Annotated in this window: 18 protein-coding genes; 7 read left to right on the forward strand and 11 right to left on the reverse strand. The window is 55.4% G+C overall.

The window, feature by feature from the left end:
* The first annotated feature begins 100 nt into the window (after nt 1-100).
* Entirely contained in the window at nt 101-1,111 is a 1,011-nt protein-coding gene (gene glpX / locus A4308_RS06630) for a class II fructose-bisphosphatase (protein WP_023331601.1), read from the forward strand.
* A 96-nt stretch (nt 1,112-1,207) separates the two neighbouring features.
* On the forward strand, nt 1,208-1,954 hold the full coding sequence (gene fpr, locus A4308_RS06635; RefSeq protein ID WP_014885708.1) for a ferredoxin--NADP(+) reductase: 747 nt from the start codon (nt 1,208-1,210) through the stop codon (nt 1,952-1,954).
* Here the strand turns inward: fpr and A4308_RS06640 are convergent, their stop codons facing one another.
* Nucleotides 1,955-2,374 carry a DUF805 domain-containing protein gene (locus A4308_RS06640; protein ID WP_023331602.1) on the reverse strand — a complete coding sequence of 140 codons (420 nt, stop codon included), beginning with the start codon at nt 2,372-2,374 and terminating at the stop codon, nt 1,955-1,957. It abuts the gene before it with no gap.
* A gap of 112 nt (nt 2,375-2,486) precedes the next feature.
* Here A4308_RS06640 and A4308_RS06645 point away from each other — a divergent pair, with 112 nt between their 5' ends.
* On the forward strand, nt 2,487-3,083 hold the full coding sequence (locus A4308_RS06645) for a DUF1454 family protein (RefSeq protein ID WP_023331603.1): 597 nt from the start codon (nt 2,487-2,489) through the stop codon (nt 3,081-3,083).
* 111 nt (nt 3,084-3,194) lie between these two features.
* The gene (gene tpiA, locus A4308_RS06650) at nt 3,195-3,962 is read left to right on the forward strand and encodes a triose-phosphate isomerase (protein ID WP_003862019.1); all 768 of its coding nucleotides are present in this window, start codon (nt 3,195-3,197) and stop codon (nt 3,960-3,962) included.
* Nucleotides 3,963-4,043: 81 nt separating this feature from the next.
* Here tpiA and A4308_RS06655 read toward each other — a convergent pair whose 3' ends face one another.
* From A4308_RS06655 to cpxP, 6 genes are all read right to left on the reverse strand, one after another.
* Nucleotides 4,044-5,348 (reverse strand): SLC13 family permease, encoded by a 1,305-nt coding sequence (locus A4308_RS06655; protein ID WP_063308484.1) that lies wholly within the window; start codon nt 5,346-5,348, stop codon nt 4,044-4,046.
* Nucleotides 5,349-5,421: 73 nt separating this feature from the next.
* Entirely contained in the window at nt 5,422-6,165 is a 744-nt protein-coding gene (locus A4308_RS06660) for a CDP-diacylglycerol diphosphatase (RefSeq protein ID WP_014885712.1), read from the reverse strand.
* Nucleotides 6,166-6,272: 107 nt separating this feature from the next.
* A complete protein-coding gene (locus A4308_RS06665; protein ID WP_014885713.1) occupies nt 6,273-7,262 on the reverse strand; it encodes a sulfate ABC transporter substrate-binding protein in 990 nt (329 codons plus the stop codon).
* Nucleotides 7,263-7,491: 229 nt separating this feature from the next.
* Complete coding sequence (gene pfkA, locus A4308_RS06670) at nt 7,492-8,454, reverse strand: 6-phosphofructokinase (RefSeq protein WP_014885714.1); 963 nt, start codon at nt 8,452-8,454, stop codon at nt 7,492-7,494.
* 174 nt (nt 8,455-8,628) lie between these two features.
* Nucleotides 8,629-9,522, reverse strand: a complete 894-nt coding sequence (gene fieF / locus A4308_RS06675) for a CDF family cation-efflux transporter FieF (RefSeq protein ID WP_014885715.1) — start codon at nt 9,520-9,522, stop codon at nt 8,629-8,631.
* 153 nt (nt 9,523-9,675) lie between these two features.
* Nucleotides 9,676-10,182 (reverse strand): cell-envelope stress modulator CpxP, encoded by a 507-nt coding sequence (gene cpxP, locus A4308_RS06680; protein WP_023331606.1) that lies wholly within the window; start codon nt 10,180-10,182, stop codon nt 9,676-9,678.
* Between the two features lie 150 nt (nt 10,183-10,332).
* Between cpxP and cpxR the strand changes: the two genes are divergently transcribed.
* Both cpxR and cpxA read left to right on the forward strand, forming a co-directional pair.
* Nucleotides 10,333-11,031, forward strand: a complete 699-nt coding sequence (gene cpxR / locus A4308_RS06685; protein ID WP_006179159.1) for an envelope stress response regulator transcription factor CpxR — start codon at nt 10,333-10,335, stop codon at nt 11,029-11,031.
* Nucleotides 11,028-12,401 (forward strand): envelope stress sensor histidine kinase CpxA, encoded by a 1,374-nt coding sequence (gene cpxA / locus A4308_RS06690; RefSeq protein WP_014885717.1) that lies wholly within the window; start codon nt 11,028-11,030, stop codon nt 12,399-12,401. The genes cpxR and cpxA overlap by 4 nt, the downstream gene beginning before the upstream one ends.
* Nucleotides 12,402-12,454: 53 nt before the next feature.
* On the opposite strand, the gene yiiM is transcribed toward cpxA, so the two are convergent.
* Together yiiM and sodA are read right to left on the reverse strand one after the other, a co-directional pair.
* Nucleotides 12,455-13,129, reverse strand: coding sequence for a 6-hydroxyaminopurine reductase (yiiM, locus tag A4308_RS06695; protein ID WP_014885718.1), 675 nt, complete (start codon nt 13,127-13,129; stop codon nt 12,455-12,457).
* A 71-nt stretch (nt 13,130-13,200) separates the two neighbouring features.
* Nucleotides 13,201-13,821, reverse strand: a complete 621-nt coding sequence (gene sodA / locus A4308_RS06700) for a superoxide dismutase [Mn] (RefSeq protein WP_004203668.1) — start codon at nt 13,819-13,821, stop codon at nt 13,201-13,203.
* 289 nt (nt 13,822-14,110) lie between these two features.
* Between sodA and rhaT the strand changes: the two genes are divergently transcribed.
* On the forward strand, nt 14,111-15,145 hold the full coding sequence (gene rhaT / locus A4308_RS06705) for an L-rhamnose/proton symporter RhaT (protein ID WP_063308769.1): 1,035 nt from the start codon (nt 14,111-14,113) through the stop codon (nt 15,143-15,145).
* Here the strand turns inward: rhaT and rhaR are convergent, their stop codons facing one another.
* Both rhaR and rhaS read right to left on the reverse strand, forming a co-directional pair.
* On the reverse strand, nt 15,146-15,994 hold the full coding sequence (rhaR, locus tag A4308_RS06710) for an HTH-type transcriptional activator RhaR (RefSeq protein WP_023331609.1): 849 nt from the start codon (nt 15,992-15,994) through the stop codon (nt 15,146-15,148).
* Between the two features lie 72 nt (nt 15,995-16,066).
* On the reverse strand, nt 16,067-16,900 hold the full coding sequence (rhaS, locus tag A4308_RS06715; protein ID WP_045281587.1) for an HTH-type transcriptional activator RhaS: 834 nt from the start codon (nt 16,898-16,900) through the stop codon (nt 16,067-16,069).
* Nucleotides 16,901-16,973 lie beyond the last annotated feature (73 nt).

The following is a 16,973-nucleotide window of genomic DNA, read 5'->3' on the forward strand; positions in this document are numbered from 1 at the left end:
CATGAGGAGAGGGAGAGGGGCCCAAACCGCACCGGTCCCCTCTCCCCTCCCCACTCTGTGATAAACTTCGTGCAATTCCTTTTGATTGCACGAGTACCTCATGAAACGTGAACTTGCTATCGAGTTTTCCCGCGTCACCGAAGCGGCCGCCCTCGCAGGCTATAAATGGCTGGGGCGTGGCGACAAAAATACCGCGGACGGTGCTGCTGTCCATGCCATGCGCATTGTACTTAACCAGGTCAACATCGACGGCACTATCGTCATCGGCGAAGGCGAGATCGACGAAGCGCCAATGCTCTATATCGGTGAAAAAGTCGGTACCGGCAAAGGGGATGCGGTGGATATCGCCGTAGACCCGATTGAAGGCACCCGCATGACGGCGATGGGTCAGGCCAACGCGCTTGCGGTTCTGGCCGTGGGCGATAAAGGCTGCTTCCTTAACGCGCCGGATATGTACATGGAAAAGCTGATAGTCGGTCCTGGTGCGAAGGGCGCAATCGACCTCAGCCTGCCGCTGGAAGAGAACCTGCGCAACATCGCCAGAGCTTTGGGCAAACCCCTGAGTGAACTGACCGTGACGATTCTGGCAAAACCGCGCCACGACGCCACCATCGCGCAGATGCAAAAGCTCGGCGTGCGCGTGTTTGCCATTCCGGATGGCGATGTTGCCGCCTCAATTCTGACCTGCATGCCGGACAGCGAAGTAGACGTGCTGTACGGCATCGGCGGTGCGCCGGAGGGCGTGGTCTCGGCGGCGGTGATCCGCGCGCTGGACGGCGATATGCAGGCGCGCCTGCTGCCTCGGCATGAGGTGAAAGGCGACAGCGACGAGAACCGCCGTATCGGTGAAAACGAGCTGGCGCGCTGCGAAGCAATGGGTATCGAAGCCAATAAGGTTCTCGCGCTGAATGAAATGGCACGCAGCGACAACGTTGTCTTCTCCGCCACCGGCATCACCAAAGGTGACCTGCTGGACGGCATCACCCGCAAGGGCAATATGGCGACCACCGAAACGCTGCTGATCCGCGGTAAATCGCGCACCATTCGCCGCATTCAGTCCATTCACTATCTCGATCGTAAAGACCCGGACGTACAGACGCACATTCTGTAAAACCGTTTGATCGATAGAGCTTTCCGGCCCGAAGGGGCTGGAAATGTTTCCCACAAGTACGGAAGATAGAACAGAGAAACAGCACAGGAGAAGATCATGGCGGACTGGGTAACAGGTAAAGTCACAAAGATAGAGTTCTGGACCGATGCGCTATTTAGTCTCACCCTGCATGCTCCCGTTCACCCGTTTAAGGCCGGGCAATTTGCGAAGCTGGGGCTGGATGTCGACGGCGAACGCGTGCAGCGCGCCTACTCTTACGTTAACGCGCCGGATAATCCGGATCTTGAGTTCTATCTGGTGACCGTCCCGGACGGTAAGCTCAGCCCGCGCCTTGCCGCCCTTAAGCCCGGTGACGATGTGCAAATTGTGAGTGAAGCAGCAGGTTTCTTTGTACTCGAAGAGATCCCTGATTGTGACACGCTCTGGATGCTGGCAACCGGCACGGCCATTGGCCCCTACCTCTCCATTCTGCAATATGGCAAAGACCTTGAGCGCTTTAAAAACATCGTGCTGGTGCATGCTGCGCGCTACGCCGCAGACCTGAGCTACTTGCCACAGATGCAGGCGCTGGAACAGCGATATGGCGGGAAGCTGAAAATTCAGACCGTCGTCAGCCGCGAAACCGTAGCAGGTACGCTGACCGGTCGCGTGCCGGCGTTAATTGAGAGTGGTGTGCTGGAAAACGCAGTGGGTTTGCCGATGACTGCCGACACCAGCCACGTCATGCTGTGTGGTAACCCGCAGATGGTTCGGGATACGCAACAGCTTCTGAAGGATACCCGGCAGATGACGAAACATCTTCGCCGCCGACCGGGTCATATGACTGCCGAACACTACTGGTGATCAGCGGTACTTCACCTCAAGGGTGTCTTTACCGTATTTATTTTCGCTCTGGGTGCCGATAAACGCGCCCAGATCGACAATCATCATCACGAAGATAACGGACGGCAGCAGCCTGCCCACCACCCAGGGAAGAATGGACGGCAGCATCCCCCAGTTCCCTGCGACCAGCATCCACGCCAGAATAATCAGAAAAGCCCACGCGCCGGAACGACCACGATCGTGAAGACGTTTCACCACCACGGCCGCCGTTGGCCACAGCAAACAGACCAGCGCAAAAGCCGCCGTTTGCGTGCTCAACCAGGCATTGTACGCAACGAAAAACAGAAGCAGCATGGCGACAACCCACGTCACCATCCAGACCCAGAAATCACGGCGTCCGATACGCCCTTTGAATGAAAACAGCCACTGCTGTATGGTCATGTAAGGTTCCTTATTATCATTTAGTCCGCATTTTACCCTGGAGTTGTGACCTTTTGACAAGCCGGGCAGATATCGTTTTAATCATGAGCACTTACGGCCAGGGGCAATGTTGATGAAAAGTTCGGCACACACTCTCTTCCTGTGTATAGCGATGCTTGGCGCGGGTTTTCCGCTGCACGCCGCCGACACGTCGGCCCCTACCACGGCACCCTATTTGCTGGCAGGCGCGCCGTCGTTCGATCAATCCATCAGTCAGTTTCGTGAAACCTTCAATCAGACCAACCCTACGTTGCCGCTGGATGAGTTTCGCGCCATTGATACTTCTCGTGACACCCCAACCCTGACCCGCGCGGCGAGCAAGATAAACGAAAACTTGTATGCCTCCACGGCGCTGGAGCGTGGGACGTTAAAAATCAAAAGTATGCAAATCACCTGGCTACCGATCCAGGGCCCAGAGCAGAAAGCGGCAAAAACGAAGGCGCAGGAGTACATGAGCGCGGTATTACAGGCGTTTACGCCCGCGCTGACGAAAAAGCAAAGCCAGCAAAAGCTGCAAAAGCTGCTGGCCGCGGGTAAAAACAAGCGGTACTACGCCACAACTGAAGGGGCAATTCGCTATGTGGTGGCGGATAACGGCGAAAAAGGACTGACCTTCGCAGTTGAACCGATTAAGCTGGCGCTATCTGACACCCTCGGCGGGGCGAATTAATGACAAAAAGCAAAGCCTTTCGAGGGAAAATCTCTATACTGATTCACAGACCATGCTGCCCGACAGGGCGGCCATATTCCTTAATTCGCTTATTTAGCGTGGAGAATTGAAATGCGACATCCTTTAGTGATGGGTAACTGGAAACTGAACGGCAGCCGCCACATGGTAAACGAACTGGTTGCGAACCTGCGTAAAGAGCTGGCTGGCGTAACGGGCTGCGCGGTTGCTATCGCTCCGCCGGATATGTACCTGGACCTGGCTAAACGCGCCGCTGACGGCAGCCACATCATTCTGGGTGCACAGAACGTTGACGTTAACCTGTCTGGCGCGTTCACCGGTGAAACTTCCGCTGAAATGCTGAAAGATATCGGCGCAAAATACATCATCATCGGCCACTCAGAGCGTCGCACCTACCACAAAGAATCCGACGAGTTCATCGCGAAGAAATTCGCTGTGCTGAAAGAGCAGGGTCTGATCCCGGTTCTGTGCATCGGTGAAACCGAAGCAGAAAACGAAGCGGGCAAAACCGAAGAAGTGTGCGCACGTCAGATCGACGCGGTTCTGAAAACGCAGGGCGCAGCAGCGTTCGAAGGTGCAGTCATTGCTTACGAGCCAGTCTGGGCGATCGGTACCGGCAAATCTGCAACGCCAGCGCAGGCTCAGGCCGTGCACAAATTCATCCGTGACCACATTGCTAAAGCCGATGCGAAAGTGGCTGAGCAAGTGATTATCCAGTACGGCGGTTCCGTAAACGCTTCCAACGCTGCTGAGCTGTTCACCCAGCCAGACATCGATGGCGCGCTGGTTGGCGGTGCATCCCTGAAAGCTGACGCTTTCGCGGTGATCGTTAAAGCGGCAGAAGCGGCTAAACAGGCGTAATTGCCTTTGCGGCGGGTGGCGCTTCGCTAACCCGCCCTACGCTCTTCTCCTCCCTCTCCCTTCGGGAGAGGGTTGGGCGGACTACACTTTCCCCAGCAAGCTAAACCACAGATAATCCAGCGGCAGCAGCACCAGATACGTCGCAACAGCCAGCGCCAGACAGAGCATCATCCCCGCCTTTGCAGGCACCTTCCCTAGCCCCATCGCCACAACAATCGGCGACGCCTGATACGGCAGCAGCGGCGTGGAATAACCCAGTACCTGAATCATAATCACCGACAGCAGCGGGAAGCCGGTGGCATCTGAGAAGCTCTGTGCCAGGGTGGTATACAGCGCCGGAACGCCGTTGGCAGTCATAATGAAGTTGAGCGCGGTGGTGATACCGGTCAGCGCCAGGAAACTGGTGAACGGTTTGTCTGCGTCCAGCGGCATAATGCGGAGCAACGCTTCGCCCACCGCCGTACCGATACCGGTTTGCGTTACCACGATGGCCAGCCCAAGAATGCCTGCAACATAGAGGCAGGTACGCATATTCACCCCCGCAGAAAACTCTTCCCCGGTGATAAAACCAACGCGCGGCAGCATAACGATGACGGACGCCGCCAGCCCAGTCCATGCCGGCCCAATACCATGCCAGCTCTCCGTGACCCACATCATCAGCACCACCGCCAGCAGCCAGGCGAGGCGCTTTTCATCCTGCCCCATGGGTTCAGATGGCGCCAGATCCTTCGGCGGTTTTGGGCTGCCGGGGAATAACCAGCAGATGAGGCCAATCAGGATCAGTCCTTTGAGAATGCCCAGCACCGGGGTGTGCAGCAGCAGATACGGAACATAGTTCAGGTGGATGCCGTACGAGCCTTCCGCCGCACCGCTCATCACCAGGTTAGGGACGTTAGCAGGCAGGATAGTTGCCGAGAGCTGGAAAGTGCCGAACCCCACAGCCAGCGCCAGACCAAACCAGGCGCGGGAACCGTCAGGGATACCGGCACGTTTCGCCATCGCCGCAACAATCGGCATCAGCAGCGCAATACGCCCCATATTTGACGGCATCACAAACGCCAACGCATAGCTCAGCAGCACCACACTCGCCACCATCACTATCCAGGAATCGGTAAGCTTTGCTGACAGCGCCCGGGCGGCCCTGTCAGCCAGACCGGTTTTACGGATCGCCACCCCCAGTACAAAACCGCTGAATACCAGCCAGAAAGCCGACGAGGCAAAGCCGCCGAAAATGGCTTCCGGCGGGGCGATTCTGGCGGCCATCGCTGCCGTGAAAAACAGCAGCGCGGTGATAAATTCTGGCAGTAGCGACGTCGCCCATAGCACGATGGTGACGCCAACAATCAACGAAGGCAGCAGCAGAGGATGAGATAACCAGAGCGACATACCTGTCTCCTGTAGATTTTTTCAGCAAGTCTACGGCGACAGGCAGGACGAGTAAACGCTATTTATGGTGGGGTCACTTCAGGATAGTGCATTGATGATCCTGCAATTCCTCAGCCGAGGCGCGGTTAAGCATGAGCAGGTTTCGCTCGGTCGCCAGCAAAACAAACGAACCATCCGACTGCTGCGCCATCGCCAGCGCAAAGCGCCCCATGTGGTCGCGCGCTTCGGGTAGCTCTTCCGCCAGCATCATAAACGGGCTGCGCTGGACCAGTTCATTCTCCGTTACCCGTCGGGCAAGATACTCGTGCCCCTCCAGCCCACCGGGTAGAGGTAGCCACTGGGTGCTGATGTCGCCCTGTGCCGCATTGAGTTTCTCACGTACGTCCGGGCGCAGACAGGAGATATGAATATGGAAATGGTTCTGCGTACGGCCAGTCGGCGAGTTAATCGTCAGTGAAATGGCGCTGTCAGGCACCTCAGATCCCCGCTTCAGGGTCATAAAGCTGCGCGACTGCCACGCCAGCCAGAAGAAATTTGGCGTGTGAGGCTCGGTCAGGAGCGGGCTTTCGGTTCCATTAATGCGGTATGTCGGCATCAGCAGATACTGCAACGGCCCGTTGCGGTCTTTAAATACGACATAGCCCGCATCAGGCTTCACCTGTGCGCAGGGTGCCGGGTTACGGTGTTGCAGTTGATTAGGCAGGCACTGGTCGAGAACGATATGACGCAACGCATTCGGATTACCCGCTTTTATCCAGTACACGCCGCCAGCGGCAAGGGCGATGATAATAAGGATCAATAAGATAATTTTTTTCACAACGCGTTCCCTGTTTTCGATAGAGGCGAAAGAGTAACGCAAAATGATGACCAAATAAAAAACCCGGTGGATTTCTCACACCGGGTCACCGTGCCGTTTGATAACGCTTAGCGCTGGCTAATCTGATCGAAGGTGCCGCCATTAGAGAAGTGCTCTTTCTGCGCTTTCGTCCAGCCGCCGAACACATCATCAATGGTAAAGAGTTTCAGTTTCGGGAATTCCCCTTCATATTTCTTCGCAACAGCCGCATCGCGTGGACGATAGTAGTTTTTCGCCGCAATTTCCTGGCCTTCAGGCGAGTAGAGATATTTCAGGTAGGCTTCCGCCACCGCTTTTGTCCCTTTCTTATCAACCACTTTGTCGACCACGGAAACAGTCGGCTCGGCAAGAATAGACTCGCCTGGGGTCACAATCTCGAACTTGTCTTTGCCCAGCTCGTGGGTGGCCAGCAGGGCTTCGTTTTCCCATGCGATCAGCACGTCGCCGATACCGCGCTCGACGAAGGTGTTGGTGGCGCCACGCGCGCCGGAGTCCAGCACTTCGACGTTTTTGTACAGCGCTTTCACGAACTCCTGCGCTTTGGCCTGGTCACCGTTGTTGTGATGCAGCGCGTAACCCCAGGCCGCCAGGTAGTTCCAGCGAGCGCCGCCGGAGCTTTTCGGGTTTGGTGTAATCACTGACACGCCCGGTTTTACCAGGTCGTTCCAGTCTTTAATCTGTTTCGGGTTGCCTTTACGTACCAGGAAGACGATGGTCGAGGTGTATGGCGCAGAGTTATCCGGCAGGCGTTTGATCCAGTTTTTGTCGATACGACCACGCTCGGCAATGGCGTCGACATCGTAGGCCAGCGCCAGGGTCACCACATCGGCTTCGATACCGTTGATGACGGAGGTCGCCTGTTTACCGGAGCCGCCGTGAGACTGGCGAACCACGACATTGTCGCCAGTTTCCTGTTTCCAGTGCGCCGCAAATGCTTTGTTGTACTGCTCGTACAGCTCACGCGTCGGGTCGTAAGACACGTTCAGTAACTGGATGTCCTTCGCCAGAACGCTGGTCGATGCCAGCAATAATGTTAAACCCACGCCCCATTTATTCATCGCCCGGCTCTCTTGTGTAGTGTTTTGATGAATGCAGCGTGCCAGAAAGCGATTCGATGATTAAAGAATAAAAAAAGATTGGCTATAACGTAGAGGAATAAAAAGAAGAATGTGAGCAGCCAGATGCCCTCATCCCAACTCTCTCCCACGGGAGAGGGAGCAAACATAAAAAACGGTAACCCAAGGGTTACCGTTTTGCATTTACCTTGCCACCGGGCAACAGAGCCGATCAGTACAGTTTTTTCGCGCAGTCCAGCCAGTCACCTTTGAACGGACGCTTCATATTTTCAATCGCGTCGATGATGTCATGGTGAACCAGTTTTTCGTTCTGAATACCGACGCAACGGCCGCCGTGACCCTGCAGCAGCAGATCGATAGCGTACGCGCCCATACGGGACGCCAGAATGCGGTCGTAAGGGCCAGGGGAACCGCCACGCTGGATGTGACCCAGTACGGTCGCGCGGGTTTCGCGCTTGGTTTCGGCTTCGATGTACTTCGCCAGCTCGTCAACGTCACAGATGTGCTCGGTGATAGCCACGATCGCGTGTTTTTTACCTTTCGCGATGCCGGCTTTGATTTCAGCGACCAGATCTTCACGGCTGAATTCCACTTCCGGAACCACCACGAACTCACAACCACCGGCAATCGCCGCGGCCAGGGTCAGGTCACCGCAGTAACGCCCCATCACTTCAACGATAGAGATACGCTGGTGAGAAGACGAGGTATCGCGCAGACGGTCGATCGCTTCAACAACGGTACCCAGTGCAGTAAAGAAGCCGATAGTGTAGTCAGTACCTTTGATGTCGTTGTCGATGGTGCCCGGCAGACCGATGCACGGGAAGCCCATTTCGGTCAGACGTTTTGCACCCATGTAAGAGCCGTCACCGCCGATAACCACCAGCGCGTCCAGACCGCGTTTTTTCATGTTCTCGATAGCCACTTCACGGATGTGTTCGTCACGGAATTCCGGGAAGCGCGCAGACCCAAGGAAGGTACCGCCACGGTTAATCATGTCGGACACGCTGTAACGGTCGAGCTGAACCATACGATCTTCATACAGACCCAGGTAACCATCATAGATACCAAAAACTTCCAGACCTTCCGTCAGCGCTGCACGGACAACACCACGAATTGCCGCGTTCATGCCCGGCGCATCACCGCCGCTTGTCAACACACCGATTTTCTTAATCATGACTACCTCTGAACTTAGGAATGCAAAATTGAAATCTGTTGCCGGAAGAAACTTATCGACCAACGAATACTGCAAATAGTATATCAATCCCTTCCAGCTGAATTGATTCAGGTCAGACCAAATGGCGGTAATTTATACACAAAATGCTGGCCTGGCTCACTTTTTTACAACCAATTACGAAAGCCCCACGTGTCCGGGTACAACCGAGCAGGGATCCTGGTGAATAATGACGTCTGAACCAGGAAAACGCTGCAAAATTGCCTGCTCGACCTGCTCAGCAATCACGTGAGCCTGTACCAGTGGCAGGTTGTCTTCCATTTCAATATGAATCTGAATAAAGCGGGTCGGCCCTGACTGCCGCGTTCGAAGATCGTGTGCACCGCTGACGCCAGGCCAGGAGGTCACAAGAGAAAAAATTTCATTGCGTTCTGCGTCCGGAAGGGCTCGGTCAAGCAACGATTGCACCGCGTCATACCCCATCCGTAAGGCGCTATACAAAATATAGATGCCGATACCTAACGCAAATAGCGCATCGGCCCGGTGCCAGCCATACCAGGCCAGGCCCAGCGCAATAAGAATTGCCCCATTCATCATAACATCAGATTGATAATGAAGCATATCCGCCCGTACAGCCTGGCTTTGCGTTTTGCGAACCACCCAGCGCTGGAACGTTACCAGAACAAGTGTGCTTATAAGTGCAACGACCGTCACCACTACGCCCACACCGGGATCGTTCATAGGTGTCGGCGAGACGAGATGCTGAATGCCGGTCAAAAACAGGAACAGTGCAGAACCGGAAATAAACATGCTTTGCGCCAGCGCGGCCAGCGACTCCGCTTTACCGTGCCCAAACGTGTGCTCTTCATCCGCGGGCTGCAGTGAATAGCGCACCACCAGCAGGTTGGTCAGCGAGGCGGCAATATCCATTAGCGAATCCACCAGCGCCGCCAGAATACTGACCGAACCGGTATACCACCAGGCAAAGATTTTAATCAGTAACAGGCCAGACGCCACAACGGTTGCCGCAATAGCGGCCCGGCTTACCAGCCTTCCATAGGATTGATTCATAAACGCTCCTGTCATGTCTTGCCGCTAGTATAACGGAAGCATAGGGGGACGGAGGATGAATAAACGGTTAACAAATCAGAATGCGGGGCAAAAAAAACCCCCACATCATGTGGGGGAAGACAGGGATGGTGTCTATGGCAAGGAAAACAGGGTTTACTGGTTACTACGGGTACTGCTATTGCTACTGAAAAGCGTCGCATCCAGGCTTCGCTGCATCCGTGCAACCTCACGCAACTGGTCCATTCGTTGCTGATGTCGGGTGTTCAAAACCGCTTGCTGCTCGGGCGTTAGCAGGTGGAACATCTGGTTACGGACCTTCGCCATCTCTACCTGGCGGGCAACCTGTTCCTGTGCCATTTTTTCGGCCTGAGCGCGTACAGCGCTTTCGTCAAAATTTTCTGCGGTGACAAGGCGATGCATTGTCTCCATTTCGCTAACATTAACAGGGGGCTGGTCGTGTCGTGCCCTCTGCATCAGATCTCGCATCTGTTGACGCTGATGTTCGGTTAAACTTATGCCGTCAAACATATGGCTTTGGCTACTGAGCTGCGTTGCGCCCTCTGGTGAGGGACCGGTATCGCCGTTGATAGCTACAGCGGCCTGGCTAAACGCACTGAACGCCAGCGTTGAGGCCATGACGGCAGCGGTAACTTTGCGCATCACTTGCTCCCAAAATCTTTCGTGTCGCGATTCAACGAGAGACAGTCTACGATTCAGGCTGCAAACATGCGTCAGGGGGTGTAAAACAACGTAAAGTCATGGATTAGATAGCCTTGATGTCGTAATTTCTGCCTCGGAGGTATTTAAACAATGAATAAAATCCTGTTAGTTGATGATGACCGAGAGCTCACATCCCTTTTAAAGGAGTTGCTCGACATGGAAGGTTTCAACGTCCTGGTTGCCCATGATGGCGAGCAGGCGCTGAGTCTCCTTGACGACAGCATCGATTTACTTTTGCTCGACGTCATGATGCCGAAGAAAAACGGTATTGATACGCTGAAAGAGCTTCGCCAGACACACCAGACCCCCGTTATCATGCTGACCGCCCGCGGCAGCGAACTTGACCGCGTTCTCGGCCTTGAGCTGGGTGCGGATGACTATTTACCGAAACCGTTCAACGATCGTGAACTGGTGGCCCGTATTCGCGCTATCCTGCGCCGTTCCCACTGGAGCGAGCAGCAGCAGAATACCGACAACAGCTCACCCACGCTGGAAGTGGACTCCCTGAGCCTGAACCCAGGTCGTCAGGAAGCGAGCTTCGACGGTCAGACCCTGGAGTTGACCGGCACAGAGTTCACCCTGCTTTATCTGCTGGCGCAGCACCTCGGCCAGGTGGTATCGCGTGAACACCTGAGTCAGGAAGTGCTGGGCAAACGTCTTACCCCGTTTGACCGCGCCATCGACATGCACATCTCTAACCTGCGCCGCAAGCTGCCGGAGCGTAAAGACGGTCACCCATGGTTTAAAACCCTGCGTGGTCGCGGCTATCTGATGGTTTCCGCTTCATGATAGGCAGCTTAACCGCCCGCATCTTTGCCATCTTCTGGCTGACGCTGGCCCTGGTTTTAATGCTCGTGTTGATGTTGCCAAAACTCGACTCACGCCAGATGACGGAGCTTCTTGACAGCGAGCAACGTCAGGGCGTGATGATCGAGCAGCATGTTGAAGCGGAGCTGGCAAACGATCCGCCGAACGATTTGATGTGGTGGCGCAGGCTGTTTCGCGCTATCGACAAGTGGGCGCCGCCCGGGCAACGCCTTTTGCTGGTCACCAGCGAAGGCCGCGTCATTGGGGCCGATCGCAATGAAATGCAGATTATCCGTAACTTTATTGGCCAGGCGGATAATGCCGATCACCCACAGAAAAAGAAATATGGTCGGGTAGAGATGGTGGGTCCTTTCTCGGTACGGGATGGGGAAGACAATTACCAGCTCTATTTGATTCGCCCTGCGAGCAGTTCCCAGTCCGATTTCATCAACCTGCTGTTTGACCGTCCGCTCCTGCTGCTGATTGTTACCATGCTGGTCAGCTCGCCGCTGCTGTTATGGCTGGCGTGGAGTCTGGCAAAACCCGCACGTAAGCTGAAAAACGCCGCCGATGAAGTGGCGCAGGGTAACCTGCGACAACACCCTGAGCTGGAAGCGGGGCCACAGGAATTCCTTGCCGCCGGGACCAGTTTTAACCAGATGGTCAGCGCGCTCGATCGAATGATGACCGCACAGCAGCGTCTGCTATCGGACATCTCGCACGAGCTGCGCACCCCGCTTACGCGTTTGCAGCTTGGCACCGCGCTGTTGCGCCGCCGCAGTGGGGAAAGTAAAGAGCTGGAACGTATTGAAACGGAAGCTCACCGCCTGGACAGCATGATTAATGACCTGCTGGTGATGTCACGCAACCAGCAGAAAAACGCGCTGGTCAGCGAAACGGTGAAAGCCAATCACCTGTGGCATGAGGTGCTGGACAACGCGGCGTTCGAAGCGGAACAGATGGGCAAATCGTTCACCGTCAACTTCCCGCCGGGTCCATGGCCGCTGTACGGCAACCCCAACACGCTGGAAAGCGCGCTGGAGAATATTGTGCGTAACGCTCTGCGCTACTCGCATACCAAGATTGAGGTGGCGTTCTCGGTAGATAAAGACGGGATCACCGTTATCGTGGATGACGACGGTCCTGGCGTCAGCCCTGAAGATCGGGAGCAGATTTTCCGTCCGTTCTACCGTACTGACGAAGCGCGCGACCGTGAATCCGGCGGTACAGGTTTGGGTCTGGCAATTGTTGAAACCGCCATGCAACAGCATCGCGGCTGGGTGAAAGCTGACGACAGCCCGCTGGGCGGGTTGCGGTTAACGCTGTGGCTGCCGTTGTATAAGCGTTCATAACTGTATGTGCCGGGTGGCGGCTTCGCCTTACCCGGCCTACTTTCTGCGGAGCACTATTTTCCCCACAATCTCCGCGAATTATCTTCGATCTTGTTGCTTAACCGCCGCTTCTGCATTGTTCTGGTCCAGCTGGTCGATAACCCCGCCGCAGACAGCAACCGATGATATTGTTCATCATCAAACGGCATATGCCAGGCGATGGCGCAGGCGTCATACACCGACACGTCGCTCAGGCGCGAAGCCAGCTCAAGCGGCGCATCCGCCGAAACCTGCCCGGCCAGCACCACACGGTACAGCCAGCCGGTTTTACCCGCGCTTTGCAGCTGGGCCGACATATCCTGAATGCCGAAGTGGTAGTTGAGCTTGAAGCACGGCGAGCGAGGCTGCGTCACCTGAATCAGGGCGTCGCCCCAGCGATAAATATCGCCGATAAACACGTTCTTTTCCGTCAGCCCTTCCGTCGAGAGATTCTCACCAAATGCAGGCGCGACGAAGAGGTCCGCCTGGTCAGGAAATTCGGTTTTCCAGTGCTGATAGTGCTCGCGAGGATAGTGACACAGCGCGCGATCCGGCCCGCCGTGGATTTTCTTTTCGGCCTGCTCATCGCCTGCCAGCCCAAGGTCGGTTAAGGTCAGTTCACCGTCAACCTGCACTTTCGCGATGGCGCTCGGGCGGCTGCCGTCGTACTCCCTTACCTTGCCTGTAAACACATTCACCGGGTAATGCATCGCTGCCTCCATTACGCAGATACAAAAAAAGCGAGTCATCAGACTCGCTTCTCACAGGCGTCAATGCAACCTTATTTTTTAGCGGCGAAACGCGCTGCTGCTTCGTCCCAGTTCACCACATCCCAGAACGCTTTGATGTAGTCAGGGCGACGGTTCTGGAACTTCAGGTAGTAAGCGTGTTCCCACACGTCCAGACCCAGGATCGGGAAGCCGGATGCGCCAGAGATCGCTTCACCCATCAGCGGGGAGTCCTGGTTAGCAGTGGAAACCACCGCCAGTTTGTCACCTTTCAGAACCAACCACGCCCAGCCAGAGCCGAAACGGGTTGCAGCGGCTTTTTCGAATTCCGCTTTGAAGTTGTCAACGGAGCCGAAGTCGCGCTCGATAGCCGCTTTCAGGTCGCCCTGCAGGGTGGTACCGGTTTTCAGGCCTTTCCAGAACAGGCTGTGGTTAGCGTGGCCGCCCGCGTTGTTACGCAGAACGGTTTTCTTGTCCGCTGGCAGCTGGTCCAGTTTAGTGATCAGTTCTTCAGCAGACAGGTTAGCGAACTCTGGCAGGCTTTCCAGCGCAGCATTCGCGTTGTTCACATAGGTCTGGTGGTGTTTAGTGTGATGGATTTCCATCGTCTGCTTGTCGAAATGCGGTTCCAGTGCGTCGTAGGCATACGGCAGGGATGGCAGTGTATAACTCATAATCCTCTCCATTATTGTCGGGCGGCACAGCTGTTAATGCCGCGTAAGCAGTTGGTTCATTATAGTTAATTAAATGATATTGAAAATGATTATCAATGCCGTAGTTTTTGTAAGGTCACTCCTTTTCTGATGAAGCGTGAAAATGTGAATCTGCTCACGCGCTTAACGCGTTGATTGCCATTTAAAACCAAAGTGCGGCAGCCTCCCGAAGGTGGTCGTTCTGCTTAATTTTTACACTCATCGGGTCGGTGGGATGCCATTGACCGATAAAAACGATGAGGACGTAAACATGAATCATGCGATTACGATGGGTATTTTCTGGCATTTGATAGGTGCGGCCAGTGCAGCCTGCTTCTATGCTCCGTTTAAAAAAGTCAGGCAGTGGTCATGGGAAACCATGTGGTCGGTTGGCGGTGTGGTCTCCTGGATCCTGCTTCCCTGGGCCATCAGCGCCATGCTACTCCCGGATTTCTGGGGCTACTTCTCCTCTTTTAACGCCTCCACTCTGCTGCCGGTGTTTCTGTTTGGTGCCATGTGGGGCATCGGCAATATTAACTACGGCCTCACCATGCGCTATCTCGGCATGTCGATGGGGATCGGCATCGCGATTGGCATCACGCTGATTGTCGGCACTCTGATGACGCCCATCCTCAACGGTAACCTCGACGTGTTACTGAATACCGAAGGCGGCAGAATGACGCTGCTGGGCGTGCTGGTAGCGGTTATTGGCGTCGGAATAGTGACCCGCGCGGGCCAGTTGAAAGAGCGCAAGATGGGCATTAAAGCCGAGGACTTTAACCTGAAAAAGGGTCTGCTGCTGGCGGTAATGTGCGGCATCTTCTCCGCCGGAATGTCGTTTGCCATGAACGCCGCCAAACCGATGCACGAGGCGGCAGCCGCGCTGGGCGTCGACCCGCTGTACGTGGCGCTGCCCAGCTACGTGGTGATCATGGGCGGCGGTGCACTGGTTAACCTCGGCTATTGCGTAATTCGTCTGGCAAAAGTTGAGATTTTGTCGCTAAAAGCCGACTTCTCACTGGCAAGACGGGTCATCATCACCAACGTACTGCTTTCGGCGCTCGGCGGACTGATGTGGTACCTGCAATTCTTTTTCTACGCCTGGGGACACGCCAGCATCCCGGCACAATATGACTATATGAGCTGGATGCTGCACATGAGCTTCTACGTGCTGTGCGGCGGACTGGTGGGTCTCATCTTGAGGGAGTGGAACAATGCCGGACGCCGACCGGTGGGCGTTCTGAGCCTGGGCTGCGTGGTGATTATCATTGCGGCCAACATTGTCGGCCTCGGTATGGCGAACTGATTACGCCGCCCTGCGACTGTGATGACGCCATTGCACCGGCGTCATCCCTACCTCGCGATTAAAGACCACCGAAAAGTAGTTACTGTCCTCAAAGCCGCAGCGCATTGCCACGTCACTGACCATGAACTCTGTATGCTGGAGCAAATACTGGGCGTGGCAAATGCGCAGCTGGCGCAAATAGTGATTTACCGTCATGCCCGTCTGGGTACGGAACTGCTGACGCAGGGCACGTTCGCTGCACTGCTCCTGCTCGCAGAACTTTTCCAGAACAAAGCTTTTATTCAGGCTGGCCGCCAGCGTGGCAATCAGCTTATCGAGCAGGGTCTCCTGCTGCGTTGCGGAGGGGTTATCCGTCTCGTAGCGATGCCGTTTAAGCATCATCACCAGCTGTGCGAAGAGGATCTCCGCCATCGGGTTAGCCAGCGGATCGATTTTATAGCTCTCCTGTTCAAGGAGGGAAATGGCCTGACGGATGGCAGTCATGCCGCTGCTGCTTAAACGCCAGTGCGGCGAGCCTTTCGCACCGTTGAAGCCGGGAATGCATGCTGCCCAGTCAACGTTAAGGCTGAGCCGATCGGGGCAGTAGATAACGTTCTGTAAAACAAGGTCATTCACCGAGGCGTAGGCGTGTTTATCTTCGGCACGAATGTAAAACAGATCCCCCCGGGTAATCCGGTAAGGCCGATCGTTGAGAATGTGCAGACCGTTGCCGCGCCACACCAGCACCAGCTCATAAAATTCGTGCGTGTGTTCAGCAAAGACGTTTTGCGGATAGCGATCCGCCACCGCAACAGCTTGTTCAGCGGAGGCAAAAAAGTCATCTTTGCGAAGAATTAACGGTGCGGCCACATCACCACCTCAACGGCGAAAACCTGACATTATTACCCGCTTTACGGCAGCAAAACGTTGACTGGGCTCGCGTTACTGTAGTGAGGTGTCCCTCCCCTGGCGAATATCACGCGGAGACCAGCTGAACTCCCGACGAAACAGCGTCGAAAAGTGGTTACTGTCGCCGAAACCGCAGCAATAAGCGATATCCGTGACGCTTTCATCACTGTGGCGAAGCAGGTGGCGCGCTTTTATCAGCCGCAGTCGGTTAAGGTAACGCTGGGGCGTATGCCCGGTTCGCTGCTTAAGCTGGCGGTGCAGGGTGCGCAGGGAGAGTGAAAAATGACTCGCCAGCATTTCCCAGCAGATATCCTCGGCAAAATGTTCCTCCAGCCAGGCCATCAGCTGGTTCAGGCGGGCTTCGCTGCTCTCCCCCTCCACCGGGTTACTGCGGCGCAACGCCACCAGCAGCTGCATAAACAACATCTCGCGCGTGGCGAGCGCATGCATCTCCTGTCCGTCCTGACTCTGCTCCATCTGGAGCAAAATCTGGCGAACCTGCTGCAGCGTGGCCTGATTCACGCGCCAGTGCGACGGATAATGTCCTTCCTTCTCCTGCGGCAGTAGCTGATGAAGCCCCGCGAGAAACTGGAACGCGTCCGGGGATCGATAGAGCACGTTCGTCAGGCACAGGTTGTCGGTATGCTCATACAGATGCCGATCGTGGTCGCGCACAAAGCAGACTGTGCCGCCGCTGATGGTGTAGGGCTGACCGTTAAAGACATGGATGCCCGTGCCATGCTCAACAATCACGATTTCATGAAAATCATGATGATGCTCCGGGAAAGCCGCCTGCGGCAGCCGCGGCTCTATCGCCACAGGCGAGCCACCCGCCGGAAAAAAGTCCACGCTGTGCAGTACGGTCATATCGCCCCCCACCAATGAGAAATGTTCTCAAAATAGTAAATAAGGCCTCTCACCCTCACCTTAAATTTTCGAC

The organism is Enterobacter sp. ODB01, assembly GCF_001623605.1.
Classification (GTDB): Bacteria; Pseudomonadota; Gammaproteobacteria; order Enterobacterales; family Enterobacteriaceae; genus Enterobacter; species Enterobacter kobei.